21 protein-coding genes, 3 tRNA genes and 1 pseudogene are annotated in these 26,900 nt (G+C 64.2%); 16 read left to right on the forward strand and 9 right to left on the reverse strand.

What is annotated here, in order from left to right; all coding sequences use genetic code 11:
- The 5 genes from NZN28_RS07645 to NZN28_RS07665 form a co-directional block, all read left to right on the forward strand.
- The coding region (locus NZN28_RS07645; protein ID WP_295396891.1) for a hypothetical protein at positions 1–375 on the forward strand (375 nt) is incomplete at its 5' end.
- A gap of 509 nt (positions 376–884) precedes the next feature.
- Complete coding sequence (locus NZN28_RS07650) at positions 885–1,358, forward strand: hypothetical protein (RefSeq protein WP_295396893.1); 474 nt, start codon at positions 885–887, stop codon at positions 1,356–1,358.
- Positions 1,359–1,370: 12 nt separating this feature from the next.
- A complete protein-coding gene (locus NZN28_RS07655) occupies positions 1,371–1,760 on the forward strand; it encodes a helix-turn-helix domain-containing protein (RefSeq protein WP_295396896.1) in 390 nt (129 codons plus the stop codon).
- Between the two features lie 59 nt (positions 1,761–1,819).
- Complete coding sequence (locus NZN28_RS07660) at positions 1,820–2,041, forward strand: hypothetical protein (protein WP_295396898.1); 222 nt, start codon at positions 1,820–1,822, stop codon at positions 2,039–2,041.
- Positions 2,031–3,194, forward strand: a complete 1,164-nt coding sequence (locus NZN28_RS07665) for a site-specific integrase (RefSeq protein ID WP_295396901.1) — start codon at positions 2,031–2,033, stop codon at positions 3,192–3,194. The genes NZN28_RS07660 and NZN28_RS07665 overlap by 11 nt, the downstream gene beginning before the upstream one ends.
- Before the next feature lie 74 nt (positions 3,195–3,268).
- Here NZN28_RS07665 and NZN28_RS07670 read toward each other — a convergent pair.
- From NZN28_RS07670 to NZN28_RS07705, 8 genes and pseudogenes are all read right to left on the reverse strand, one after another.
- A tRNA-Val gene (locus NZN28_RS07670) sits at positions 3,269–3,344 on the reverse strand.
- A 3-nt stretch (positions 3,345–3,347) separates the two neighbouring features.
- Positions 3,348–3,423, reverse strand: a tRNA-Glu gene (locus tag NZN28_RS07675).
- A 110-nt stretch (positions 3,424–3,533) separates the two neighbouring features.
- Positions 3,534–3,609, reverse strand: a tRNA-Lys gene (locus NZN28_RS07680).
- 129 nt (positions 3,610–3,738) lie between these two features.
- Positions 3,739–6,159: a cbb3-type cytochrome c oxidase subunit I gene (locus tag NZN28_RS07685; protein ID WP_295396904.1), complete on the reverse strand. Its 2,421-nt coding sequence runs from the start codon at positions 6,157–6,159 to the stop codon at positions 3,739–3,741.
- 51 nt (positions 6,160–6,210) lie between these two features.
- Positions 6,211–7,278, reverse strand: a complete 1,068-nt coding sequence (coxB, locus tag NZN28_RS07690; protein ID WP_295396907.1) for a cytochrome c oxidase subunit II — start codon at positions 7,276–7,278, stop codon at positions 6,211–6,213.
- A 101-nt stretch (positions 7,279–7,379) separates the two neighbouring features.
- Positions 7,380–9,230 (reverse strand): annotated as a pseudogene (locus tag NZN28_RS07695) (heme o synthase).
- A gap of 415 nt (positions 9,231–9,645) precedes the next feature.
- Complete coding sequence (locus tag NZN28_RS07700) at positions 9,646–10,257, reverse strand: DUF305 domain-containing protein (protein WP_295396910.1); 612 nt, start codon at positions 10,255–10,257, stop codon at positions 9,646–9,648.
- Between the two features lie 106 nt (positions 10,258–10,363).
- A complete protein-coding gene (locus NZN28_RS07705) occupies positions 10,364–10,597 on the reverse strand; it encodes a CDGSH iron-sulfur domain-containing protein (RefSeq protein WP_295396912.1) in 234 nt (77 codons plus the stop codon).
- Positions 10,598–10,778: 181 nt separating this feature from the next.
- Between NZN28_RS07705 and NZN28_RS07710 the strand changes: the two genes are divergently transcribed.
- On the forward strand, positions 10,779–12,632 hold the full coding sequence (locus NZN28_RS07710) for a phosphoenolpyruvate carboxykinase (GTP) (RefSeq protein WP_295396915.1): 1,854 nt from the start codon (positions 10,779–10,781) through the stop codon (positions 12,630–12,632).
- A gap of 340 nt (positions 12,633–12,972) precedes the next feature.
- Positions 12,973–13,383, forward strand: coding sequence for a thioesterase family protein (locus NZN28_RS07715; RefSeq protein ID WP_295396918.1), 411 nt, complete (start codon positions 12,973–12,975; stop codon positions 13,381–13,383).
- A gap of 7 nt (positions 13,384–13,390) precedes the next feature.
- Here the strand turns inward: NZN28_RS07715 and NZN28_RS07720 are convergent, their stop codons facing one another.
- A complete protein-coding gene (locus NZN28_RS07720) occupies positions 13,391–14,725 on the reverse strand; it encodes a glucose-6-phosphate isomerase (protein ID WP_295396922.1) in 1,335 nt (444 codons plus the stop codon).
- A 95-nt stretch (positions 14,726–14,820) separates the two neighbouring features.
- Between NZN28_RS07720 and NZN28_RS07725 the strand changes: the two genes are divergently transcribed.
- From NZN28_RS07725 to NZN28_RS07765, 9 genes are all read left to right on the forward strand, one after another.
- Entirely contained in the window at positions 14,821–17,076 is a 2,256-nt protein-coding gene (locus NZN28_RS07725; RefSeq protein WP_295396924.1) for a bifunctional (p)ppGpp synthetase/guanosine-3',5'-bis(diphosphate) 3'-pyrophosphohydrolase, read from the forward strand.
- Between the two features lie 228 nt (positions 17,077–17,304).
- Positions 17,305–17,937 (forward strand): DUF92 domain-containing protein, encoded by a 633-nt coding sequence (locus tag NZN28_RS07730; RefSeq protein ID WP_295396927.1) that lies wholly within the window; start codon positions 17,305–17,307, stop codon positions 17,935–17,937.
- Between the two features lie 106 nt (positions 17,938–18,043).
- Complete coding sequence (locus NZN28_RS07735; RefSeq protein WP_295396929.1) at positions 18,044–19,492, forward strand: lyase family protein; 1,449 nt, start codon at positions 18,044–18,046, stop codon at positions 19,490–19,492.
- A gap of 313 nt (positions 19,493–19,805) precedes the next feature.
- The gene (locus tag NZN28_RS07740) at positions 19,806–21,206 is read left to right on the forward strand and encodes a VWA domain-containing protein (RefSeq protein ID WP_295396932.1); all 1,401 of its coding nucleotides are present in this window, start codon (positions 19,806–19,808) and stop codon (positions 21,204–21,206) included.
- Between the two features lie 140 nt (positions 21,207–21,346).
- Positions 21,347–23,215 carry a protein kinase gene (locus NZN28_RS07745; RefSeq protein WP_295396935.1) on the forward strand — a complete coding sequence of 623 codons (1,869 nt, stop codon included), beginning with the start codon at positions 21,347–21,349 and terminating at the stop codon, positions 23,213–23,215.
- Entirely contained in the window at positions 23,212–23,781 is a 570-nt protein-coding gene (locus NZN28_RS07750; RefSeq protein ID WP_295396937.1) for an FHA domain-containing protein, read from the forward strand. The genes NZN28_RS07745 and NZN28_RS07750 overlap by 4 nt, the downstream gene beginning before the upstream one ends.
- 2 nt (positions 23,782–23,783) lie before the next feature.
- Positions 23,784–25,535 carry a protein phosphatase 2C domain-containing protein gene (locus NZN28_RS07755; protein ID WP_295396939.1) on the forward strand — a complete coding sequence of 584 codons (1,752 nt, stop codon included), beginning with the start codon at positions 23,784–23,786 and terminating at the stop codon, positions 25,533–25,535.
- Between the two features lie 126 nt (positions 25,536–25,661).
- Positions 25,662–26,528 carry an alpha/beta hydrolase gene (locus NZN28_RS07760; RefSeq protein WP_295396941.1) on the forward strand — a complete coding sequence of 289 codons (867 nt, stop codon included), beginning with the start codon at positions 25,662–25,664 and terminating at the stop codon, positions 26,526–26,528.
- 42 nt (positions 26,529–26,570) lie between these two features.
- The coding region (locus NZN28_RS07765) for an alcohol dehydrogenase catalytic domain-containing protein (RefSeq protein ID WP_295396944.1) at positions 26,571–26,900 on the forward strand (330 nt) is incomplete at its 3' end.

The following is a 26,900-nucleotide window of genomic DNA, read 5'->3' on the forward strand; positions in this document are numbered from 1 at the left end:
CTAGCCCTGCTCCTCCACCTGCTGGAGCACCCCGCACCCCCGCCCCGCATCGGCCCCCGGGCCACGCTCCGGGCCCTCGCCCTGGCCAAGCTCTACCAACTCCACGCCCTGCGCATCTGGTGGGCGGCCATCCAGCCCGAGCTCCAGGGGGCGGCGCTGCTGGCCCGGCGCATCCTCGAGCGCACCCGGACCAAAACCTTCAGCTACGAGCGCTTCGCTCTGCGCGATGTGCTGCGCTCAGGGTGGAAGGGCCTCACCGACCCGCGTGCTGTGGAAGGGGCCCTTGCGGAGCTCGAGGCCCGGGGCTGGATTTGCCGGGAGGGTGGGGCCTGGACCCCCAACCCCCGGCTCTGGGAGGTGCCCCATGCCTGCTGACCCTGTGAACACTCTTTTCCGAAAATGCACCGACAAACCGACAGCCCGGGGTTTTTCTCGTCCTGGTGCGGGCTCTGCCCTGTCGGTTCCCCAACCGACGGGCACCGACAGACCCGACACCGCTGTCGGTGCTGTCGGTTCCTGTCGGTTGGCGCACCGACAGCCGTCCATGCCGTCCAGGATGCGCTTTCTCGGGGCTTGTCGGTTTGTCGGTGCGTTTTGGGAGTACGGATGTTCTTCCCCCAGAAGGGGGGTGCGCTATGGTGGTTGACCTTTCTGACCCCCAGAAGATCCTTGACCTCTTGAAGGCCCTGCTCTCCAACCCCACCGACACACCGACGCCCCCCGAGGAAAGCCCGCCCAGCACAGCGCAGCCAGGTGTCGGTGGGCGAACCGACGCGGAACCGACACCCACCGACACCCCTGTGTCGGTTTGTCGGTTCCTGTCGGTTGGCGCACCGACACAGGAAAACCCGCACCAGGACGGGGAAACTCCCCCCGGTGTCGGTGTGTCGGTGCATTCCGGGGATAAGGATGTTCGCCCCGGGGAGGGGGCCCTTGCCCTCCTGGAGGACGAGCGGGCAGGGCTCACCGCCCGGCTCCTCGAGGCCGGCGCCGCCCTGGGGTGGAGCCCCCAGACCCTCAAAGCCTGGCAGCAGTGGGCGCACGCCGCTTCCCTCGAGGCCCTGCAGGGTGCGGTAAACAGCGCTGAGGGGCGGCTGCAGCGGCGACGGGAGGCCGCCCGGGAGGGTCTGCCCATCGCGTGGCGCTCGGTGCCGGAGGTTCCTCGCGGGGGAGAGAAGACCCCGCTGGTGGACGAAAAGGGCTACGGGGCCCTGTACCGCCTCGAGCACGCCGGGGTGTGGTACCTGGTCAAGTTCCTGCCCCCCTTCGATGGCCGGGTGAGCCTCACGGCCCATGACGGCCCTACCCGGGTGTTTGCGGGCCTCGAGGAGGCGCTCAGGTTCCTGGGGCAAGGCTAGGATGGAGGGAGTATGGGTCGGAAGCTTTCCAGAAAGGCAGTAGAGCAGGCCCTCCGGGCCTCTCGCGGGGTGCTCGCTGAGGCCGCCCGCAGCCTCGGCATCACCCGGCAGTCCCTCTACCGCATTGTGGAGCGGCACGGGCTTTGGGGGCTCATCGAGGAGCTGCGGGATGAGATCGTGGACCTGGCCGAGGCGCGGCTCTTCGAGGCCGTCGAGCGGGGCGAGCCCTGGGCGGTCTCGCTCGTGCTGAAGACGCTCGCCCGCCAGCGGTACAGCGAGCGGTTTGAGCTGGCCCAGACGAACAAGCTCGAGGTCGAGCTCGTGGAGGTCCCGGCCTGGGGCCGGCAGGAGCACGGACGAAAGGCGACGCAGAACCCCCCCTGGGCCGCGAGCGAGGCGTGAGCCGGGGCCACCCCTGGCCGCAAGCAGACTTTTATTTGGCCCCGTGATATACTCTAGGTATGCCAAGAGGTCAGCACCTGCACCTGGTTCGACCGCCACGGGAAAAGCGACTCGCCGCGCTGGGCCGGGAGGGGCTCGAGCCGGGAGAGGTTTCCGAGCGCATCCGGGTAAGGCTGCCCAGGGCACAGTTTGAGCGTTTTGCGGCCCTCAGTCCCAAGGCGCGGGGCGAGGTCATTCTGGCCGGGTTCAGAGCCCTCGAGGAGGCCCGTCATGACGAGTAGGGCCCCGAAGAAGCGCCCCCACGGGGCAGGCACCAAGCCCGTGAAGCGCGGCAATCGCTGGTATATGCAGGTCAGTCTGGGCCGCCGCCCGGATGGGAGGCCCGACCGGCGCTGGGTGGGTGGGGCCACGCCGGAGGAGGCCCAGCAAAAGGCCCGCGAGCTCCAGGTAGCCGCCGCCCAGGGGATGCTGCCCACCCATGAACGCCTCACCCTGGGGGAGTGGCTACATACCTGGCTAAAGGCCAAAGAGCGCGATTGGGCCGCCAACACCCAGGCCAAGCACGAGCAGGCTTTCAAACGGATAGCGCCGGTGTTGGGAGGCCACCTGCTGCGTAATCTTCGCCCCCATCACATAGACGCCCTGGTGCGGCATTTGCAGGGGCACAGACTCGGCCCGACCACAATCCGAATGACCCTAACCACCCTGAGCGCCGCCCTTGACCACGCGGTGCGGATGGAGATTCTGCCCCGCAACCCGAGCGAGCCGGTGCGGTTGCGCCTCCCCACCGCTACCCCCAAAGTCAAAGCCTGGGACGCCGAGACCGTGGCCCGCTTCCTGGAGGCTGCCCGCCCCTACCGGCTCTATCCCCTCTTCTACCTGGGCTTCGCTACCGGGCTGCGCCGGGAGGAGCTGCTGGGCCTGCGCTGGGAGGACGTGGACCTCTCGGCCCGCTGCCTCCGGGTGGAGCGAACCCTTACTGTTGTGAAAGGGCAAATCGTTACCGGGCCACCCAAAACCCGCCACAGCCGCCGGGTGGTGGGGTTTGGCCCGGATGTCGCCGGGGTGCTCGAGGAGTGGCGGGCCCGGCAGAGGGAGGAAGCCCGCATCCTGGGCAGCCTCTGGCAGGATACGGGCCTGGTCTTCACCACGAGCACAGGGGGGCCTGTTCACCCCAACACGGTGAACCGGGACATGGCGGCCATCATCAAGCGGTGCGGGCTGCCCCCCCTCTCCCCACACGGGATGCGGCACACCCACGCTACGCTGCTCGCGCAGAAGACCCGGCAGATCGAGCTGGTCTCCCGCCGCCTGGGCCACGCCCGGCCCAGCATCACCCTGGACCTCTACCGGCACGTCGCGGGGTGGGAGCTCGAGGAGGTGGCCCTGCCGCTGAACGAGCTGCTGGCCCCCGCCCCGCGCACCCTGCACTAGCGGATTGCACACAGATTGCACACAAAGACCCCTTTATGCAGGTTTTGCATAAAGGGGTTTTGCCGTCCAGGACTTGGTGGGCGACGAGGGACTCGAACCCCCGACTTCATCCTTGTAAGGGATGCACTCTACCAGCTGAGTTAGTCGCCCGTGTGGTGACCCCAAGGGGATTCGAACCCCTGTTACCGCCGTGAGAGGGCGGCGTCCTAGGCCACTAGACGATGGGGCCGCGAGGCTTGCCGGGGTCTGCGGGGGTAGGCCCGCAAACAAGACCGTTCATCAGGGTAGCACAGGCTTGCCGGTTCGTAAAGCCAAACCCCCGGCCATGCCGGGGGCTTTTGGTGGACCGCACAGGACTTGAACCTGTGACCAACCGATTAAAAGTCGGTTGCTCTACCAGCTGAGCTAGCGGTCCTTGAGCCTGCGGAGCAGAGCGCTTCCTACAGCCTTAGAGATTATAGGCAAAGGGGCCACAGTTGTCTATAGCGCGAACATCCAAAAAAACCGAGGGCCGGCGCGCAGCCGACCCTCGAGCCACCCACAACTACCAAATATAGAAGATGGTCACGATGAACAGCCAGACGGCGTCCACCAGGTGCCAGTACATCGAGGAGCCCTCGAGGGTGCCCTGCTCGTGGTTGTTGATTTTGCCGGCCAGACCCTGGGCATAGGTGAGCGCCAGGCCGGTACCCCCAATGACCACGTGCGCCCCGTGAAGCCCCACAATCAGGAAGAAAGCCGTGAACCAGAGCGCGGCTTTCTGAGCGGCTTCCGACTGTCCGGCAGCGTTTAGAGCATCCACATAGTGCCCCGACGCGATGGCAAACTCCCAAATCTGGAACAGGAAGAAGATCACGCCCAGGATGAGGCTAATAAGCATGCCCAGCTTGAATGGGGAGAACTTGTTGGTCCGCAGGTCGTGGTGTGCATAGTGGACGGTAAACGAGCTGGCTACCAGGAAGAAGGTGTTCAAAAGCGCCAGCCACAAGGCCGGGCGATGCTCTTCTGGCGGCAGCGCAGCCCCGGTCAGGCGCAGGTACAGGTAGCCCGCTATCAGAATGCCGAAGAGGGCAATTTCCGAAACGATAAACCAGGCCATGCCCACCCAGGCGTTCGATTTGCCCGTCACCGTGTGGTGCACCACCGGGTGATCGTATTCAGGACGCAAAGCCCACCGGAACAGGCTGTACAAAAACACCACCAGGCCCACCGCCAGCCAGCCACCCCAGCCCGCAACCCCACCCACCGGGGCGTTGCCCAGGTCGGGTGCCAGCGAGACGCCGATACCCGCAATCAGCAGCCCCACCGCCGTCATGAAGGGCCAGACGGTCGGAGCCGGAAGGTGAATGGTCGCGGGGTCTACCGGGGTGGGCTTCAGGCCCTCTTTCTCCCAATCGTAGAGGGGACGTTCCGACTTGAAGACGGTGGGGAACTGCACCGCAAAGTTGTAGGAAGGCGGGGGCGAGGAGGTGGCCCACTCGAGGGTGTAGCCCCCCCAGGGGTTGTCGGGAGCCTTCACGTTCTGGCGGAAGCTCTGGATTACCGCAATCATCCAGGCCACACCGCCCAGGGCCAGAATGACCGCCCCCACGGTGGAGGCGAAGTTTAGTTCATTCCAAAGGTAAAGCCCGTCGGGGTAGGTGTAGTAGCGGCGGGGCATCCCCAAAAAGCCCAGCACGTACTGGGGCATGAAGGTCAGCAGATAGCCCACCAGGAAGAGCCAGAAGTGCGTCTTACCCCAGAACTCGGGGTACATGCGCCCGGTAATCTTGGGCCACCAGTAGTAAAGCCCAGCAAAGGCCAGGAAGCCCGAGCCCGCCATCAGCACGTTGTGGAAGTGGGCCACCACAAAGTAGCTGTCCTGCACCTGGTAGTCGAAGGGCACCACCGCCAGCATGACCCCGGTGATGCCGCCCAGCAGGAAGTTGAACATGAAGCCCATCACGAAGAGCATGGGCGTCTTGAAGTCGAGCTGGCCCCCCCACAAGGTTCCCAGCAGGTTGAAAATCTTGACCCCGGTTGGCACCGCCACCAGCACCGTGAAGAAGACGAAGACAAGCTGGAACAGAAGGCTCTCGCCCACCGTGAACATGTGGTGCGCCCAGACCAGGAAGCCCACCACTGCAATCCCCACCAGCGCAAACACCATGAAACGGTAGCCAAACACCGGCTTGCGCGAGAAGGTGGAGGCCACTTCGGCAGCGATGCCCAGGTAGGGCAGCAGCATGATATACACCGCCGGGTGCGAGTAGAACCAGAAGAACTGCTGGTACAGCACCGGGTCGCCCCCGATGGTGGGGTCAAACAGGCTCAGACCCAGCTTGCGCGAGAGCAGCACGGTCAGGCTGGCCGCCGTAATGCCCGCCAGGGCGAACAAGGAAAGCATGGAAGTGGCGAAAATGCCCCAGACAAAGATGGGCATCTTCCACAGGCCCATGCCCTTGGCCCGCAGGTTGTACACAGTTGCAGCAAAGTTCGCAGAGCCCAGCAGGCTCGACAAGCCCACCAGCAGCACACCCATCATGAAGAAGTCGGTGCCCAGGCCCGTGGTGCGCGAGAAGGGGTAGTAGAAGGTCCAGCCCACGTCGGGCGCCCCGCCGAAGAAAAGCGAGGCGTAAATCAGCACCGCCGAGAACACGAAAAGCCAGGCCGCAAAGGCGTTGATGCGGGGCAGGGCCACGTCTCGCTCACCCAGCATGAGCGGCAGGATGAAGTTCCCAAAACCCGCCAACCCCGCCGGGATGATGAAGAAAAAGAGCATGGTGGCGCCGTGCAGGGTAAGCACCTGGTTGTAGGCATCGCCCACCAGGAACTGCTGCTCGGGGCCAGCCAACTGCCAGCGAATCGCCACGGCCATCAAGCCCGACAGCCCGAAAGCCACGAACGACGTGACCAGGTAAATCATCCCGACTTTTTTGTGGTCGCTGGTGGTCAGGAGATCCCAGACCGAGGCCCAGAAACCCATACGGGAAGCGCTTTGTGGAGTTGCAATCGCCATATCTACTCAAACCTCCCGTCAGAACTTCTCCAGCTTGCTGAAGTCAAGGCCATCCACCTTGTGGCTCATCAGGTAAGCCGCGATGGCCTTCACATCGTCGTCGGAAAGGTTGGGGAAGGCCGGCATTTTGACGCCGGGCTTCATACCAGGGGAGTTTTTAATCCAGGGCTCGAGGTACTCGGGCGTATTGGGCCACATCCCGGCCCCCACGGTGGTGCGGTTGCCAAAGAAGGTCAGGTCGGGGTTGTTGGCCTGACCCTGGGAAACCCCCTTGAGGGCGTGGCAGGCTGCACACTGCTGTTTGTACAGGGTCTCACCCCGCGCCAGTTTAGGGTCGCTCGGCGCGGTGGCCTGATAGGCCTTGGCGCCCGCAATCCAGCGGTCAAACTCCTCCTGCGGCACCACCTTGACCCGGAAACGCATGTTGGCGTGGGAAGCACCGCATAGCTCCACGCACTGCCCATAGTAGGTGCCCACCTTCTCGGGCGTGACCTCAATATGGGTGATCACCCCAGGAATCGCATCTCGCGCACCCACCAGGCTGGTGATGCGGAAGGAGTGAATCACATCGTAAGTGCTGTCTTTGCCCCCAGTCACCTCGAAGCGAACCGGTTTGCCCACCGGCAGGATGAGTTCGTTGGAGTTGCGGATGCCGTAGTCTTTGTAGTGGAAGTCCCACCAGAACTGCCAGCCGCGCACCTCCACCACCATGGCCCCTGGGGTGGGGCGGTCTAGTTTGAACATGCTCTGGGCGGTGAGGCCAAAGATAATCAGCACAATCACGGTGGGGATAACCGTCCAGGCCACCTCGAGGCGATCATTCCCGTGCATCTGCTCGGGCTCGCTGGTTTCTTTGCCTGTGCGGCGAAACTTAACCGTCACATAGATCAGCGCACCCGTAACCACCACGAACACCAGGGCCGCAAAACCCATCACCCAGGCCAGCAGTCCCCGGACTTCCCGGTTGAACGCGGAGGCATCCCGATCCAGGATGTTCAGGGTGTGCCCCCCCGCCTGGCCTGGCTCCGCCGCCAGCACCAACCCCAGCACGAGCACGATCATCAAACCTATACTTCGTTGCAGCATTCCTACGTCCTCCCTTGGTTGCCTGGGTTATTCTAACGCATTTTATTTGGAAGCATTACAGACACGGTTACACAAACCCGTACCCCGTCAGGGTATTGTATCTACATCCACAGGGCGCGGTCTATGGCCATCGCAACAAAAAGCAATGCAAGGTATAACATGGAGTATTTATAAAGCGATAGCGTCCAGGGGCGCTCGAGGGTCTGGTAGAGGCGCAGGCTCCGTAAGAGGAGCAACCCGTTGAGCACCACCGCCGCCGCCAGATAAAACCAACGCAGCTCTCCCATAAGCACCGGAATCAGGGCAATGACCACTGTCAGGATGGCATAGAGCCAGATCTGATAGGCCGTTTCACGCTCCCCCCGTACCACCGGCAGCATGGGAATGCCCACCGCGGCGTAGTCATCTTTAATCATGAGTGCCAGTGCCCAAAAGTGCACGGGCGTCCAGAAGAAGACCAGCAAGAACAAATACCAGGCAAACAGGCTCAGCTCGCCCGTGACCGCCGCCCAGCCCACCAGGGGCGGGAAAGCTCCGGCAGCCCCTCCAATTACGATGTTGCTCCAGAAGCGGCGCTTCATGTAGAGGGTGTAGATGAGCACGTACCAGCCCAGCCCGGCCATGGCCAAAAGCGCGGTGGTCAGGTTGGCACCCCACCACAACAACAGAAAAGAACCCACCATCAGGACGGTGGCGAAAATGGCCGCATCGCGGGAACTGATCTTGTCGGTGACGGTGGGGCGCTGGGCGGTGCGCTTCATGCGACCATCAATATCCCGGTCAATCACCATGTTGTAGGCATTGGCCGAGCCTGCCGCCATGTAACCACCCACCAGCACCACCAAAAACAAGCCCAGCCCTGGCCAGCCTCCTGCGGCAATGAACATGGCCATCAGGGTGGTAAAGAGCAACAAGCTAATTACGCGGGGCTTGGTCAACCAGAAGTAGTCGCGCCAGGTTGCGCGTTCGGGATTGGCAACAGAAACCACCATAGCAGTTTACCTTGCTTCGGGCGCAGGCACCCTGTCCGGCACTGCCCGATGCTCCAGGCTCAGGGTCACAACCGTGAGCAACAGCCAGGTCAGCCAGACCAAATCCGAGAGCAACAGATGGGGCAGCTGGGTGTACAGCGGGGCCGCTTGATGCACGTTCAGGTAGCCCATCCCCAGTTGCAGGATAAACACCACCCCGGCGGCTTTAGCAAACCCTTTGGTGTAAGCACCGGGCCGCAGGGTCGCCACCAGGTTGGCTACCAGAACCACATACACGCTCACCAACACCGCAATGAAGGGATGGTAGATGCGAAGCTGCACCAGAAAATGCTCCCCGGGGGTGAGCGCCCGGCCCACCGCCTCGGCGGTGTTGCGCACGGGAAATAGAGCATCGCCCAACGAGGTTAGGGCCCCGGAAGCCGCTACGAACAGGATACCCCCCAGGCCCAGGCCCAAAGCCCAGCCCACCCAGCCCTGTCCCTTCCAGACCGGGCGGTGCTCGGGGTGGTTCGACCACCAGGCCGTCAGGGCCAGCGAGCCAATCAGAAAGAGGGTGTTGAGCAGGTGAACGGGGGCTATAACCGCCCTGGCAAGGCTGGCATCCTCGCCCACCAGCCGAAAAAGCACCAACCCGGCACCCACCAGGCTTTCGGTAATCATGAAGAGCATGGCCAGAGCGGCCCCCAGCCGGGCCAGATGCCCTTTGGGAAAAACCCGGCGCGACCAGACCAATAAGCCTATGGTCAGAAGCAGCGAAAGGCCGCTGGTGAGGCGGTGGAAGAACTCGATGAAGGTTTCCAGGCCCCGAAAAGCAGGCAGCACCTCGCCGTTGCAGGTGGGCCAGTGCGCCCCACAGCCATCCCCGGAGCCGGTGGCCTGCACCACATCCCCCCACAGAATGACCACCAGGGTAAAAATCACCACGCCCCAGGCGTAGAAGGTAAAACGTCGGTTGGTCATAAGAAAAAGTCCCCCCTCCGGGGTATTCGTATTTTGCCAGAATCCCATCGGAAGCTCCATAAGGACAAATGTCCCCAACAGGCCACCAGGTCTGAGCCTCCTGGCCCTGCGATGCCCGGGTTCATCCATTTAGAGCGCTCTTCACATATTTAGAGCCATTCGACTATAAGAAAGCTTTGTCCTGAATAGAACAGTGGCCGACGGGAAACTCGAAAACATGCGTCTTGGCCCAGACCCAACGCAGACACTTGTCCCTTCTCGTTTTCGTGGGCGGCCACGTCTGTGAGGGGCACGATATGTCACACCGTTCGGTGAATATATGTGCTCGCGGTGGGAGAGGTCGAAAGCGATACCAGCCCGGTTTCTCCAGCCGCAAGGCGCAAGTGCCAGAAAATGGGTGCTTTCGGCGATGAACTCAGTGCCCGTGGTTGGGCATGGCGTTGGGGTCAAAGGGCAGCGGCTGTCCTCCCCGCTCGGCCAGCCAGCGCTGCATGGTCTGAATCTCAGCAGCCTGACTTTGGCCCATGGCTTCAATCAGGCGGCGCGGGAGGCCCTCGGATGTGACCTCGGCAAGGCCACGCTCAATCATGGGCAAGGCGCCCTGATGGTGGCGGATCATCAGCTGCAAGAAATGGGTCTCGGCAGCAGGGCCTTGCATAGCCAGGAGCTCGGCGACCTCTTGTGCAGAGGCCATGCCCATCGCGGCAGCAGCCTGGGCGCCGGGGCGTTCAAGGCCAATGGTCAGCTGTCGCCACCAGGGGAGCCAGCCCCGCATCTGGTTGATCTGAGCCTGCTGGGTCTGGGCCACGTCGCGGGCAAAGTAGCGCAGGTTCTGATCGGCGGCCCGACGCTCCAAAATTCGGGCCAGCTCCACTGCCTGGGCGTGGTGGGGAATCATCTTCAGGGCAAAGCGACCCTCAGGGCTGAGGGGTTGGGCCGACAACAGGCCCAGGGCCAGCAAAGCCAGCCCCAACAAACCCCACAGCAGCGGGCGGCGCAGGTGCAGGGCGGGCGCGGCAGATTGCATCAGACTAATGGTAGTGGCCTGGCAGGTTGGCTTTGTGACGAAGATGCCCAACAAAACGGGTAGGCGTTTGGGCATGCCCAGGCGCCCTCGAGCCCGATGACTGGCCTCATCCTTCTATATTTTCCTGGTTTTGCCGGAAGAGCTCTATCTCGCCCGGGGCCGCCTGAAACCCTACCCGTTTGTGGCTCCCATCGCAAAAGGGCTTTTGTTCCGAATGGCCACAACGGCACAAGGCCAGCTTGGCCCGCTCGAGCACCCGTTCTTCCCCATCCAGGACGAATCTGGTACCCTCTGGCAAATCCAGCACCAGCGACCCATTCTCGCGCAAGCGGATTTTCATGTGTTTAGTGTAGGCTTTGCCGGTTGGCTGCAACCGGGGCGATTGACCCTACTGGGTTGGGGGCTGGTAGTGGAGACTGAGGCCGAAGGCTAGTGATATTTTTATCAAAGTCGCCGGCCTGTCAGGAGGAAACCAGATGCCCGTGAAATATCCAGGAACAGCCATTAGAGTAGAGGACAATATGCAAAACCTAGAGTTTCCCCCTTACATCAAAAGCGAGCGAGTCAAGCAGTGGATCACCGAGGCGGTCGCCCTTTGCAAGCCCGACCGGGTTCACTTTGCCGACGGTTCAGAAGAGGAATACAACGCCCTATGCGACCAGCTGGTCGAGGCGGGTACCTTTATCCGCCTCAACCCCAAGCTGCGCCCCAACAGCTTCCTGGCCCGCTCCGACCCCAGCGACGTAGCCCGCGTGGAGGACCGCACCTTCATCTGTTCCATCAACAAAGAAGATGCCGGCCCCACCAATAACTGGGTCAACCCCAAGGAAATGCACGCCACCTTGCAGGGCCTCTTCGATGGCTGCATGCGAGGCCGCACTATGTACGTGGTGCCCTTCAGCATGGGGCCGCTGGGCTCTCCCATCAGCTACATCGGCATTGAAATTACCGACTCGGCCTATGTGGTGGTCAACATGAAAATCATGACCCGCATGGGCAAGGCTGTCTACGACGTGCTGGGCGAAGATGGCGACTTTGTGCCCTGCATGCACACCGTGGGGATGCCCCTCGAGCCCGGCCAGAAGGACATCCCCTGGCCCTGCAACCCCAAGGTCAAGTACATCGTGCACTTCCCCGAGGAGCGCAGCATCTGGAGCTATGGCTCGGGGTACGGCGGCAACGCCCTGCTGGGGAAAAAATGCCTGGCCTTGCGCATCGCCAGTGTGATTGGTCGCGACGAGGGCTGGCTGGCCGAGCACATGCTGATCCTGGGGGTCGAAGACCCCAAAGGCCAGAAGACCTATGTGGCCGCCGCCTTCCCCTCGGCCTGCGGCAAGACCAACTTCGCCATGCTGATTCCGCCCAAGCCCTTCCAGGACGACGGCTGGAAGGTCACCACCGTCGGCGACGATATTGCCTGGATTAAGCCCGGCCCCGATGGGCGCCTGTATGCCATCAACCCGGAGGCCGGCTACTTCGGCGTGGCCCCCGGCACCTCTTACGCCACCAACCCCAACGCCATGGAGTCCATCAAGGCCAACACCATCTTCACCAACGTGGCCCTCACCCCGGAGGGCGATGTGTGGTGGGAGGGCATGGACGGCCCACCCCCGGCCAAGGCCATTGACTGGCAGGGCCAGGAATGGACCCCCGACTGTGGCCGCAAGGCCGCCCACCCCAACGCCCGCTTTACCGCGCCAGCCAGCCAGAACCCGGCCATTGACCCCGAGTGGGAAAACCCCAAGGGCGTGCCCATCAAGGCCTTTATTTTCGGTGGACGCCGCGCTTCGGTGGTGCCTTTGGTTTACCAGAGCTTCAACTGGTCGTTTGGGGTCTACCTGGGGGCCACCATGGGCTCCGAGATGACCGCCGCGGCCTTCGGCCAGATTGGCGAGGTGCGCCGCGACCCCTTCGCCATGCTGCCCTTTATCGGCTACCACATGGCCAGCTACTTCAACCACTGGCTGGACATGGGCCGCCGGGTGGTGGACCCGCCCCGCATCTTCAGCGTGAACTGGTTCCGCAAAGACAAAGACGGCAACTTTGTCTGGCCGGGCTTTGGCGAGAACATGCGGGTGCTGAAGTGGATTGTGGACCGGGCCAACGGGCGGGGGCGCGGCACCGAGTCGCCCCTGGGTTATGTGCCCCACTACGAAGACCTGGACTGGCGCGGCCTGGATTTTAGCAAGGAGCGTTTCCAGGAGCTGATGGCCATTGACCGCGACCTGTGGCTGAAGGAAATCCTCTCCCACGAGGAACTCTTCATCAAGCTCTACGAGCGGATGCCCAAAGAGTTCCTGGCCATGCGCGAGCTTCTGATTTCCAACCTCTGGCGCTCGCCTGAGCACTGGGACGTGGGGGGATTGGAAGGCTAAACGTCGGGTACAACGCTAGAGCAACCTCTCCTCCATCAAGGGGAGGTTTCTTAACCAGAACGGCGAGGCAAGAGGCACGAAAAACCCCAATCAAAAGTGTCTTTCCGAGCGCAACGAGGAATCTGATGCCCTACCGTCCCCAACATTCACTCGTCTTGCGCCGCAGCAGATTCCTCGTTGGAATGGCAGGTGTATCGTTGTTAGATTCGATAACCCTTGTGCCGTTTTCAGTATCGTTCTTTGCAACGGTACATCGTGTATTCACTATTTCGCCCTTATCAGCTTTCTCCAGTTATTCAATCGGTCAGACCAGGGCAGGACGCACTCTACATTGAATGCCATGAACCGCTCCGATTTTTCCTTCTTCCACCGCTTGCGCGTCCGCTGGGCCGAGACCGACCCCCAAGGCATCGTGTTCAACGGACACTACCTGACCTACTTCGATGTGGGCATCACCGAATACTGGCGGGCTTTGGGTATCCCCTACCCCAGCACGGTGGAGCGCTTTGGGGTGGATTTGTTCGTGGTCAAGGCCAGCGTGGAGTACCACGCGCCCGCATACTACGACGACGAACTCGACATAGGCGTACGTACCGGGCGCATTGGCAACAGCAGCATGCAGTTTGTGCTGGGCATCTTTCGGGGTGAGGCGCACTTGATTAGCGGTGAGGTGATTTACGTGGCCGCCAACGCCCAGACCCGCAAGCCGCAAACCGTTCCGCAAGCCCTGCGCGAGCTGCTTCGGCCATAAGGCTCGACTATTCCACGCCCTCGGCTTTCAACTCCTGGGCCAGGGGCTCCCAGCCCTTGCGGCCCATCAGGGCGTAGGTGTACTCCTTGCCGAGCTCCACCCCCGGCTGGTCGAAGGCGTTGATGTTCCAGAGTTCGCCCAGGAAGGCGGTCTGCCACATCAGGTGTTGCAGCAACCAGCCCAGGTGGTAGGCATCGAGCCGGTCTATGGTGAGGGTGTAGTTGGGCTGGCCGGCTTTGGCCAGGGCGTGGGCGGTGGCCTTGGCCTCGGCGTCCAGGAGTTCGAAGAAGCTCTTGCCGAAGAGGTAGTCAAGCCCCTCCAAACCCTTCACCGCCGGGATTTCCAGGTCTTCGCTGGGGGCCAAGAGGCGCAGGAAGACGATGAGCTTGTCGTGGGGGCCCTCGCGGAAAAGCTGTACCTGGGCGTGCTGGTCGGTGGTGCCGATGGCCCGTACGGCGGTGGTGCCGGTGCGCACTTCGTTGCCCTGGCGGTCGCGCATCTTGCCCAGCGATTCGTCGTGGAGTTGCACAAACCAGTCGGGCAGGTAGCGCAGGCGGGTGGAGTAGGGCATGAAGACCACGATGTTCTTACCCCTCTGGCTGAACAGGTGGTTGACCAGGGCGGTCTGGGCCGGGAGGTTGGCCTCGAGCGGACTCTGGGCCTGCTCGTTGGACTTGCGCGCCCCAGCCAGCAGGCTTTCCAGGTCTACCCCAGCAAAGGCCAGCGGCAGGGTGCCTACCGGACAGGTCACGCTGAAGCGCCCGCCCACCGAGGGCGGCACCTCGAAGGCCGTGAGGCCCTCGGCCTGGGCATAGGGGCGCAGGATACCCTTGGCCGGGTCGGTGGTGACCACCACGTGTTTTTTCCAGTCGGTCACGGCCTGCTCGAGCCACTGCCGGAAGACCAGGAATGCCGCCATGGTCTCTGCGGTGGAGCCCGACTTGGAAATCACATTGACCAGGGTTTTGCGCGGGTCGAGGGTGCGGAGCAGTCCAAGGATGGGCTCCGGCTCCACATTATCCACAAAATGCAGCCGCACCGGGCCGTTCCCCAAAGCAGCACCCACCGCCTGAGCGCCCAGGGCCGAGCCCCCAATGCCCAGCACCACAAAGTCTTCGACCCAGGCGTTGGCCTGACGGTAGCGCAGCACCCGGCGCAGGGTTTCGGTATCCTCGGGCACCTCAATCCAGCCCAAAAAGGCCTCCGGGAGGGCTTTGCGGTTCCACAAGGCCTCGCGGGCGGCCTCGAGGCTTTCCCTATGGGCGGCCAGCGCCGCAGGCCAGTCAATCCCCTGGGAACCGATGCGCTCCGAAAACAGGTTGTTGAGGTCAAGACGCAGCATGTGCTTAGTGTAACCAGAAACGGTCTATTGCGAACAAAATGCTAGACTGAGTGAAGCACCTTTTGGTTTTACCCAAAGGCAAGCCTGCAACTGTTATGACCAACCCCTCCCACGAGCTTGCAACGGTTCCGCTATCGCCCGCGGAGCATTCGGCGGTAGAAACCTATTGGCAGAACCTGGAACCGCACCTGCACTACCTGTCGGCCCAGGCAAAGGCGCAGGTGCGGGCTGCCCTCGAGTTCGCCCACATGGCCCACGAAGGCCAGAAGCGCAAGAGCGGGGAGCCCTACATCATTCACCCGGTGGCGGTCGCCCAAATCCTGGCCGAGCTGGGCCTGGACGCCGAAACCATCATGGCCGGGCTTTTGCATGACACCATCGAGGATACCGAGGTGCGCCCCGAGGAGATTGAGGAGCGCTTCGGGGCGGCGGTGCGCAAGATTGTGGAGGGCGAGACCAAGGTTTCCAAGCTCTACAAGCTGGCCCACGCCGCCAGCGAGGACAAGCCCGCCGAGGAAAAGCACGCCGAAGACCTGCGCCAGATGTTCATCGCCATGGCCGAGGACGTGCGGATTATTATTGTCAAGCTGGCCGACCGACTGCACAACCTGCGTACCCTGGAGTTCATGCCCCCCCACAAACAGCAGCGCATTGCCCGCGAAACCCTGGAAATTTATGCCCCCCTGGCCCACCGGTTGGGCATCGGTCATATCAAGCTCGAGCTCGAGGACCTCTCCTTTCGCTACCTCGACCCCGAGGACTACCAGGCCCTCGAGGCCCGCCTCAAAAGCCACCGGGCCGAACGCGAGGCCGCCGTGCAGGCCGCCAAGGAGAAGCTCGAGCAGGCCCTGGCGCGGGACTTCATCCTCAAGCAGTCCATCAAGAACATCGAGGTCACAGGCCGCACCAAGCACCTTTTTTCTATCTGGAAGAAGATGGAGCGGGAAGGCAAGGCTTTGGAGCAAATCTACGACCTGCTGGCCCTGCGGGTGATCCTGGAGCCGCGCCAGGGCAAAGACCCCGAAGAGAACGCCCTGCGCGAGAAACAGGTCTGTTACCACGTGCTGGGGCTGGTGCATGCCCTCTGGCAGCCCATCCCGGGTCGGGTCAAGGACTACATTGCGGTGCCCAAGCCCAACGGCTACCAGTCGCTGCACACCACCGTCATTGCGGTCAACGGCCTGCCGCTGGAGGTGCAGATCCGCACCCGCGAGATGCACCAGGTCGCCGAGTTTGGCATTGCCGCCCACTGGCTCTACAAGGAAGGCGTCACCGACCCCGAGGCCCTCAAACGGCGGGTGGGCTGGCTCAAAAGCATTCAGGACTGGCAGCAGGAGTACAGCAACTCCCGCGATTTTGTCGAGGCCGTTACCAAGGAACTGCTGGGCGGGCGGGTGTTTGTCTTCACCCCCAGGGGCAAAATCATCAACCTGCCCAGAGGCTCCACGCCGGTGGATTTCGCCTACCACATCCACACCGAGGTCGGGCACCACATGGTGGGGGCCAAGGTCAACGGGCGCATCGTACCCCTCAGCTACGAGTTGCAAAACGGCGAGATAGTCGAGATTCTCACCGCCAAAACCGCCCACCCCTCCAAGGACTGGATGGAGTACGCCAAAACCCGCTCGGCCAAGCAAAAAGTGCGGATGTTCTTCCGCGCGTTCGAGCGGGCCGAAACCCTGGAAAAGGGGATGCGGATGCTGGAAAAATACTTCAAGCGGCGGGGGTTGGCCAAACCCCTGGAAAGCCAGCTCGAGGAGGTCGGGCGCAAGCTCATCAAAAGCGCCTCGCCAGAGGATTTGTACGCGGCCATCGCCGGGGGCCGGGTAGCACCCCAGCAGGTAGCCCGCATCCTGGCGCCCAAAGCCGAAACGGTCGCTCCCAAAGCCAAGCCGGTCAAAAACGAGCTCGGCATCCGCCTGGAGTCCAACCTCAATGTGCCCATCAAGCTGGCCAGTTGCTGTGAGCCGGCCAAGGGCGATGCCATCCTGGGCTACATCACCCGGGGGCGGGGGGTCACCATCCATAAGGCGGGCTGCCCCAACATGCGCCGCCTGATGGAGCAGGACTCAGGGCGGGTGGTGCCGGCTTACTGGGAAGGGCTGGGCCGGGTCATGCAAATTGAAGTTCTGGCCGATGACCGCGCCGGCCTGCTGCGCGACATCATGGACGCCATCGCCTCGATGGGCAAGAGCGCCATGGGCGTGAACTCCAACCCCACCTCGCCCCTCTCCTCGCTGTTTCGCATCAGCACCCGGGTTGACCTGACCGAAGGCGAGCAAAAAATTCTGGATGAGCGACTCCGCAGTGTGGCCAACGTGCGCACCGTGAACTGGTCGCAGGTGCTTTAGAGGTGGGCCTCTGTCCCGATGCAGCCTGAACCGGGTCACCACCGCCTCGCCACCCCTTTGCCCCTGGGCACCCTTCAATGCATCTGCCTCCGCAACAGATCCTGCCTGCCCCTCCTGTAAAAATGCGGGATGAAAGCCGGAAAACCGGGAACAGGTCGCGGGTTCCTCCACAAGGCTGGATGAAGATGGTCGGCGGCTTTTGGGCAATCGCCCCCCCAGGCTTCCTCAATGAACCTCCTTTTTGCTCTGCTCATCGCCTTTGCTGTGGCCTTGCTGGCCGAACGGCTGGGCTGGCTCAGGCCCAAGGCTGCCTGGGCTGCGGCGCTGGTGGGCGGGCTGCCGCTCTGGGCTGGGGGCTTAACGGCGGCACTGGCGGTCATTTTTTTGGTCGCCCTGGGCAGCATGGCCAGTCGGCTCAACCCCAGCAGCCCGGACCGCGCAGGTCGCACGGCCTTTCAAGTGCTGGCCAATGGATGGCCGGCTGCGCTGGGCATTGCGCTGGGGTCACCCGTCTTTTTTTTGGCCGCGCTGGCCACTGCGGCTGCCGATACACTGGCCACCGAGATGGGCAGCCGCAGCCGGTGGGCCTGGCACCCGCTCAAAGGACGGGTCAAACCCGGAACCAACGCCGCGGTCAGTGGGCCCGGAACCCTCGCGCTGGTGCTGGGCGCAGGGCTGTTTGCGCCCTGGGCCTGGGGCCTGGGCGTCTCTGCAGGGGCTGTGGTGCTGGGCGGTATGGCCGGGGCGCTGGCCGACACCCTGCTGGGGTTGGTCGAAGACCGGCTCCGCTGGTGGAGCAACGACCTGACCAACCTGCTGGCCACCACCACGGGCGGCCTGGTGGCGCTGTGGCTGGCCTGATGGGCCGGCATGGTTGCCAATCGGTGGCTCTAACCCGGCTCCCACCGTATATGCTGGTAGTAGAAGGGGCATCTGGCCGCTCGAGGCAGCCCTGTGGGGAGGTTTGGTGCGCTGGCACAATCTTTACCGCCGCTGGGTGTTGCAAAGGCACTTCCGCTTCGCCAGGGAGCATCTGGGCGACTATTTTTTCGATGCCCTGACGGCGTATGCGCTGGGCCTGGGCCGGCTCCAGATTCCCGAGGCCAAGGAGGCCGCCTGGGCTTTGAGCGAGCTGCGCAAAGAGCCCATCCCTGGCTTTAGCGGGCAGCTCGAGGACATTTTTTTCACCATAGACTTCCACCTTCGCGAGCGCTACGGACACGATATTGCCGGGGCTTTGCGACGCGGCCTCTCTCGCAACGACCTCGACCTGACCGTGTTTCGGGCCTACGCCTGTGAGCGCCTGCTGCGGGTCCTGACGGCCTTGTCCGACCTGCGGCGGGAACTGCTGGCCCTGGGGCAGACCCATCGGCAAACCCTGCTGACCGCCTACACCCACCACCGCCCCGCCCAGCCCACCACCCTGGGCCACTACCTGACCGGCGTGGAAAACCTGCTCTCGCGCGATTACCAGCGCCTGCGCTCGGCCTTCCTGACCACCGACAAGTGCCCGCTGGGGGCCTCGACCCTGGCCGGCAGCCCCTATCCGGTAGACCGCAAGGCCCTGGCCCAGTGGCTGGGGTTTGGGGGCACTTTAGAGCATACCTACGATGCCATTGCGGCGGGGGACTGGGCGCTGGAGATTGCTTTCGCCCTGGCCGGGATGGGGGCCAGCCTCTCGCGGCTGGTGGCCGACTTGCTGTTCTGGGCCGAGCAGGGAGGGTTCCTGGTGGCCGAGAAAATCAGCCAGGGGTCTTCAATCATGCCACAGAAGGTGAACCCGGTGGTGCTCGAGCACGTACGGGGTTTTCTGGCCGAGCTGATGGGCGGCCCCACCACCCTGGGCCACCTCAACTACAGCACCCCCTTTGGCGATGTGAACGACCACGGGCCGGGGGTGCTCGAGCCCCTGCACGGCCTGTTCTATGCAGCCGAAGGGGCCGTGGCGCTTCTGCGGGTAGCCCTGCAAGAGAGCCGCTTTGTGCCGGAGGTGCTGGCCCAGGGCCTGCGCGACCGGAGCGTGCTGGCCTCTGAGCTGGTGGATGTGCTGGTCTCGGGGCATCACCTCCCGCTGGCCGAGGCCTACCCTAAAGTGCAGGGGATGCTGCGCGAGCTGAGCAGCAAGGGGCGCACGGTAGCCGAGCTGGGCCTGGACGACCTGCAAAGCCACCTGGGCTTTGGCGACCCCGCGCTGCTGCAAGCCCTCGAGCCCGAGCGCTTCATAGCTCGCCGGCGGGTGCTGGGCGGCGCGGCCCCAGAAGCCCAGGCCATTTACTTGGACTTTGCCCTGAACCGGCTGAAGCTCGAGCGGCTCGAGCTCAAGGAGCTCAAAAGCCGCCGCCGCAAAGCCCTGCGCACCCTGGCCCAGGAGCCCCTCAGTCTGCTGGGCGAACCGCTCAAAAAGACCCCTACCTAGAGGGCTCTTTACATCTTTTTCGAGTTCGAGAACGCCTGGTTCGGAACAGAACAGTGGCCGATCTGGAAACGCGAAAACATGCGTCTCGGCCCAGACGCAACGCAGACAAGCGTGCCCCACCGAGGTGAGGCACGTCTCTTTGTCCCTTCTCGTGTTCGTGGGCGGCCACGTCTGTGAAGGGCGCGATAAGCTACAATCAGCATACGTGAGTTCATACCGGACAGAAGCGCTTTGCAGGGCCTTGATGGCAACAGGGAGATATTTCATGGGTAGCGAACCATCCCGAAAAATCGCCTGAACTCACAGGAGGCTTATGCTCGAGACCCGTCTGCAACCCCACCGCGAATACCTGCTGGCCAACATGCCCGGCCAGAAGATGTTTTTAGCCCTCAAGGTGCGCCCCGAGGCCCAGGCTGCGGGGGCCCGGCCCCAGCTGGCCATCGCCTTTGTGGTGGACACCTCCGGCTCCATGCGCGAGGTGGTGACTGAGCCAACCCAGCGCACCGGCCAGAGCGTACGGGTGGATGGCCGGGAGTACGAGGTGGTGCGGGGCGCCAGGAGCAAGATGGACCTGGTGGTGGAAGCCCTGCAAAACCTGCTGAATAGCCAAGAATTAAAGCCCACCGACCGCCTGGCGCTCGTCAAGTTCGATGACCACGCCGGGGTGGTGCAGCCCTTTACCGATGCCGCCCACCGGGCCCGCTTGATGGCCGCCGTGGAGAAACTAACCGATTTTTCCGGGGGTACGCACATGGGGGCCGGCATGCTCGAGGGCCTGAAACAACTGCAAAAAGAGTCCGGCAGCCGCCGCATGATTCTGCTGACCGACGGACAGGCATTCGATGAGCCGCTGGTTGAACAGGCCGCCGAAGCGCTGGCCGAGGCCCACATCCCCGTAACCGCCATTGGCGTGGGCGACGACTGGAACGACGACCTGCTCACCGCCATCACCGACCGCACCCAGGGCAAGCCCTTTCACATCGTGCCCGATACCCAGAACCCGCTGCCCCCCAGCCTCAAGGCCACCGAGCTGCCCAGGGCCATTCTGGGCGAGCTGGAAAACGCGGCGAGCGAGGTGGTCACCAACATCGGACTCTCGGTTCGCACCGTAAAGGACGTAACCCTCGACCGGGTCACGCGGGTCTACCCCGCCCAGGCCGAGGTAGACCTGAAGGCCAGCCCCTACCCCCTGGGCAACGCGGCCAAGGGCGACTGGACGGTGTTCATCCTCGAGTTCACCCTACCCGCCCGGCCCTCCGCCCGGATTCGCATCGCCCAGATGGGCCTGACCTACGAGGTGCCCGGCCAGGGCTACCGGGGCGAGGTGCCTCCCCTGGACGTGGTGGTGGAGTTCACCACCGACGAGGCCCTGACCGCCCGTATTGACCCCGAGGTGATGCAGTGGGTGCAGCAGCGCAACATCGAGCAGCTCATCAAACAGGCCACGGTGGAGGCCCGCACCAACCCCGGCCAGGCCGCCAAGACGTTGGAGCTGGCCCGCAGCCTGACCGTCAAGCTGGGCAACACCGCCATGACCCGCGCCCTCGACCAGGCCGTGGGCGAGCTCAAAAGCAACAAGACCATCAGCATCGGCACCGCCAAGACCATCAAGATTGGGGCCAAGACCCAGGTGCTCAAGCAAGGGCCCGAGGCCGCGCCGGGTGGGGGCGACCTGCCCTCCGACGAGGAAATTCGCAAGATGACCGGCGCTTGATGTGGGCCAGAGGGCGAGCACCCTCCCAAGCCGGTTTCACGGGATTCTCGAGGCCAGGATGAAGCTATACTCGAGCAGGCTTGACCCGGATGTTTTGCGCCTCGTTCACATCGTATAACCCCTGCACCCTCGCGTAGCGTATGGAACGCTGCCCCTACTGTGCGTCTCCTATTCCACCGGGTGCAACCACCTGCCCGGCCTGCGGCATGGGCATAGATGTACACGCCACCCACCACCTGCCGGTCGGCACCCGGCTCAAAGGCGGGCGCTACACCCTGGGCAAGGTGCTCGGGCAGGGTGGGTTTGGCATCACCTACCTGGGGGCCGATACCCTGGAAAACCGCCCGGTAGCCATCAAGGAGCTATTTCCCGAGGGCTCCTCGCGCCGGGCCAACTCGCGCAACGTGGTGCCGCCGACCAGCCTGCTGGGGGCCGGTTTCGCCGAGACCATGGAGAAGTTTGAGGACGAGGCCCGGGTGATGGCCCAGTTCAACCATCCGGGCATCGTGCGGGTCTTTGATATTTTCGAGGAAAACGGCACCGCCTATCTGGTGATGGAGTTCTTGAAGGGCCAGACCCTGGGCAAACGTATCGAGAAGCAGGGCAAGCTGCCCGCCCACGAGGTGCAGGACATTGCGCTCAAGCTGCTGGATGCGCTGGAAGTGGTGCACAAAGCGGGCATGCTGCACCGCGACATCAAGCCCGACAACGTGTTTTTACACCAGGATGGCCGGGTGGTGCTGATTGACTTTGGCTCAGCCCGGCAGTTTGCCCAGGGCAAAACCCAGCAACACACCCGGCTGGTCACGCCGGGCTACGCGCCTTTGGAGCAGTACGGCACTGCGGGAAAATTTGGCCCTTATACCGACCTCTATGCGCTGGGCGCCACGCTGTACCACGCGCTGATGGGCGTCGTGCCCCCCGCCGCGACCGACCGGGTGCAGAGCAACCAGCCCCTTCGGCTGCCCCCCGAGACCCCGGATGGCCTCGAGCAGGCCGTCAACCGCGCCCTGGAAATCCGGGTGGACCGGCGCCCCCAGAGCGTGGCCGAGTTTCGGGCGATTTTGCTGGGCCAGCGGCAGCCTGCGCCCGCCGCCCGAACCGCCCCGCCTCCGGCAGCGGCTACCGGCAGCCTCTCGATCCGGGTCAGCCCACCCCAGACCGCCGTGCGGCTGCAAGGCCCCAACAACTTTCAGCGGGTTGTCCAGGGCGACACCGACCTGAAAGGGCTGCCGCCGGGCAGCTACACGCTTTATGCCGACGCCCGGGGCTTTCAGCCCCAGCAGGTCAGGGTACAGCTTCGCGCAGGGAGTGTTCTCGAGGCCCGGTTCACCCTGGCCCCCGTGCAGCGTCCAGCCCCGGCCCCCAAAAACCTTCCACCCAAACCGACGCCAGCCCCCGCGCCCCAGCCAAGCCCGACCCCGCCTCCTGACCCCACCCCGGCGCCCAGAGCCCCATGGCTGTACAACACCCGCCTCAACCTGCTCACGCTGGTGGCGTTTCTGGCCTTGTTTTACGTGTTCTTCGAGGCGCGCCCGGCCAGCCTGCAAACCCTCCTGCAACCCCTCGACGAGCAGCTCCAGCGCGACTACAACACCTGGGTGCCGTACCCCGAAGCCTTCCCCTGGCTGCGGGCAGGGTTTTACAGCGCGATTGTGATGGGCGTTTTCTACACCCTGAGCTTCCTGGTGACGCAGGTGGCCTGGCTCCTGCCCCTCCTGGTGCTGGGCGGGGCGGGAGTGCTCTTCTACAACAAGCTGATCTCGCTCGAGCAGGGCATCCTGGTCGCGGCCCTGCTGGCAGCGGTGTACCTGGGGGTGCTGCTCCTGGAACGCTACAGCCTGCCCCTGGCGGTGGTGCTGGGCCTGGCGGCGGCGTTCCGCTGGACCGACCCCACCCAGGCCGAAATCCTGGAACCCGGGGGCCTGGCGGTGGCCGTGTTGATTCTCTGTTTTGGTGGTATCGTTCGCTTAACCCGCGAACGGCGAAGAGAGGAGCGTAGTCCATGATCGTGTGTAAGGTATGCGGAAACGAGAATCCCGAAGGCACCCAGTATTGCGATGGCTGCGGCGTTGAGCTTACCTCCGAACCCGCGACCCGGCAGCCCACCATCACCGAAATGCCGGCTTCCCCAGCCACCCCCAACACACCCGAAGCCCCTACCGAATCCGCGCAGCCCGAGGCCCTCCCCACCGCACCCGAAACGCCCGCTGCCCCACCCCCGGCCCCCCTTTTCCGCCCGGCCAGGCTGGTCTTCAAGCGCTATGGCGCCCTGACCGCCGAGACCATTCCCCTGCAAGGCCCGCGCCTGGTGGTGGGGCGTTTCGATGCCTCGACCGGCCCGGTGGAAATTGACCTGACCGGGGTGCCGGGCGCAGAGAACATCTCGCGCCGCCATGCCGAGCTTTACTTCGATGGGGTCTGGAAGGTGCGCGACCTGGGCTCGACCAACGGGGTGTTCATCAAGAAAGCCGGGGCCGAGGCCTACGCCCCCCGCCTTGTCGAGCCCGCCGAGCTCCAGGACGGCGACGAGATTGCTTTTGGCAACGTGATTCTGGTCTTCCAGGAGGGCTAGCCATGCCGGACGAGCGCTCCGAGTCGGAGCAGGCCAGGCCCCTCGGTGATGACGAGGCGGAGGATCGGGTGCCCCCCACCAGCCCGCCGCCGACCGAGCCAGAGCCCCTGGATGCCCTGGATCTTCAGGAGATAGCCGAGGCCGAAGCCGAGGGCATGACCCACGCCGATATGGGCCTGCCCCCGGAGGAAGAGCTGCCAGAGCCCGCCGCCAAAGCCCCCTCGGCCTCCTCCGAGGGAGGCCACCTCGAGGAAACCGTCCTGCCCTCCACCGTGGAAAACTACGAGCTGCAGCCCGGCACCACCCACACCTGGGGCCCCCTGACCTTTCAGGTGGCAAGCCGCTACCTGGGTAGCTGGATAACCGCCACCGACGGCGAAAATCGGCTGCTGGTGGGGCCCAGGCACGATGGCCGCCTGCTGGCCTCGCTGGACAACCACCGCCTGCTGCCCCGGCTGGTGTACGCAGGCCCCGAAGGCACCGTGCTCGAGGCTCTGGATGGCAAACCCATCGGTCGGAACCTCCCGCTTCGGGCAGCCCTGGAGGTTGTGCAGCCTTTGGCCCAGCTGGTGTACTTCCTCGAGCGCAAGGGTCTGGCGCTTTTGGATCTCGAGCCCCACGCCCTGCAGCAAACCCCGCAGGGCCTCAAGCTCACCCTGCCACCCCGCCTGGGCCGCATTGGCGAGCCCCCGCCCCGGGTCTGGCGGCAGGGCTACACCCCCCCCGAGGTGCTGGCCGAGGCGCCCCTGTCCGGCAAGAGCGGGGTCTACCTGCTGGGGGCTTTGTGGTTTGAACTGCTCACCGGCACGCCGCTGCCGGTAGAGGGGCCCAGCGAGCTGTTGCTCTCGGGCATCCCGCTGCCCGGCGTGCCCCAGGCCCTGGCCCAGATGCTGGCCCCGCTCGAGGAACGGGCCACCCCCAAGCAGGCATTGGCCCTCCTCCAAAAGCTTTCGCGCCCGGGCGAGGTGGAGGTGCTGCTCGAGTTCGGCGAGGCCACCAGCGTGGGTCTTAATCCCAGCCGTCACTACAACCAGGATGCCTACGCCTACCGCCTCGAGCGCATCCAGTCGGAGTTTGGCCGCACCCTTTTGCTGCGGGCCTGCGTCTCCGATGGCATGGGCGGCATGGCCGCCGGCGAGCGGGCCAGCCAGGCCGCTGTCGAGACCTTCATCGCCGGTGACCAGCCCCACCCCCTCGACGACCCCCAGGCCCAGTCCGACTGGGGGGTGCGGCTGGTCTGGGCCGCCAACCAGGCCGTACTCGAGGCCCTGGCGGGCCTGGACGGGGGCTGCACCCTGAGCGGGGTGATTCTGTGGGGAGCCCGCTACACCGTGGCCCACGTGGGCGATACCCGCATTTATTTATGGCGCTCGGGCCAGCTCCAGCAGCTCACCCGCGACCACTCGCTGGTCGCCGCTCTGGTGGCCAGCCAGATGATCACCCGCGAGGAGGCCATGCACCACCCCGACCGCAACCAGGTCTTGCGTTCGCTGGGCAACCTGCGCCAGCCCCAGGAAGGCTACGTGGAGACCCTGGAAGCCACCACCGGCCAGGTTTCGGGCACGCTGGAGCCGGGCGCGGCGCTGGTGCTGCTTTCCGACGGGGTCTGGGGCGAGGTCACCGAGGCCCAGATGGCCGAAATTTTGAGCCAGGCCGCCAGCCCCCAGGCTGCTGCCGAAGCCCTGGTGCAGCGAGCGCTCGAGGCCGGCGCACCCGATAACGCCGCCGCGCTCATCATCCGGCGCCGAATCTGACCTAGCAAAAGGAACACCCTGCCAGGGGTGTTCGATCAAGGCCAACCCGCCGGCCTGTTCAACTTTAGGGGTTCAAGCCAGGATGATATTGCAGGGATGCGGCAGTAGAAAGCGCTCAGGCGACCCATGTTCGACGGCTTCGAAAAACTGGATGTCCAGACCTCCACCGTACGCATTCACCTGGTCAAAGGCGGTAGCGGCCCCCCCGTTCTGCTGCTGCACGGCTACCCCCAGACCCATGCCATGTGGCACAGGGTAGCCCCTGCGCTGGCCCGGCACTTCACGGTGGTGGCTTCCGACCTGCGCGGCTACGGCGATAGCGAGAAGCCGGCGGGCGACCCGGCCCACCAGCACTACAGCAAGCGACAGATGGCCCAGGACCAGGTTGAGGTCATGCAGGCTCTGGGCTTTGAGCGGTTTTTGGTGGTGGGGCACGACCGGGGTGGACGGGTGGGCCACCGCATGGCCCTCGATCACCCCCAGCGGGTTCAAAAGCTGGCCGTGCTGGACATTGCCCCCACGCCCTACGTGTTTGCCCACCTGAGCCGCGAGCTGGCCCTGGCCTACTACCACTGGTTTTTCCTGGCCCAGCCCAAGGGCTTCCCCGAGCGCCTGATTGGCTTTGACCCCATCGGTTTTTTGCACCAGAAGCTGGGCGGCTGGGGGACGGGCCTCTCGGCCTTTGCCCCCGAGGCCCTGGCCGAGTACGAGCGCTGCTTTCGCGACCCCGCCACCATCCACGCCACCTGCGAGGACTACCGCGCGGCGGCCAGCATAGACCTACAGCACCACGCCGCCGACCCCCGCAAGCTCGAGTGTCCCTTGCTGGTGCTGTGGGGCCAGAAGGGGGTGGTGCACCGCACCTGCGACCCCATTGCGGCCTGGCGGGAGTACGCCTGGGACGTGCGGGGGGAGGCCGTGGAGGCAGGCCACTTCCTGTGCGAGGAAAACCCCGCCGAGACCCTCAGGGCCCTGCTCGATTTCCTGCTCTGAAGGGCCTTGACCCACAGGCGGCGTGGGGAAGAAAATCCCCTCGTGGAACGGGTTGCGCGGGCCATGCTCCTCGAGCGGGTAGGCCACCCCCTGCGCCTAGGGGAGCTGAGGTTGCCAGAGCCCCAGGGCTGCCAGGTGCTGTTGCGGGTGCGGGCCTGCGGGGTTTGCCGCACCGATTTGCACATCTACGAGGGCGACCTGCCCCATCCCAAGCTGCCCTTGGTGCTGGGGCACGAGGTTGTGGGCGAGGTAGTGGCCCTGGGCCCGGAGGCCAGCCGCTTCCGGCTGGGCCAGCGGGTGGGGGTGCCCTGGTTGGGCTACACCTGTGGCCGCTGCCGCTACTGCCTGAGGGGCCAGGAGAACCTCTGTGAA

Origin of the sequence: Meiothermus sp. (assembly GCF_025056915.1) — a bacterium.
In the GTDB taxonomy this organism is placed as follows: domain Bacteria; phylum Deinococcota; class Deinococci; order Deinococcales; family Thermaceae; genus Meiothermus.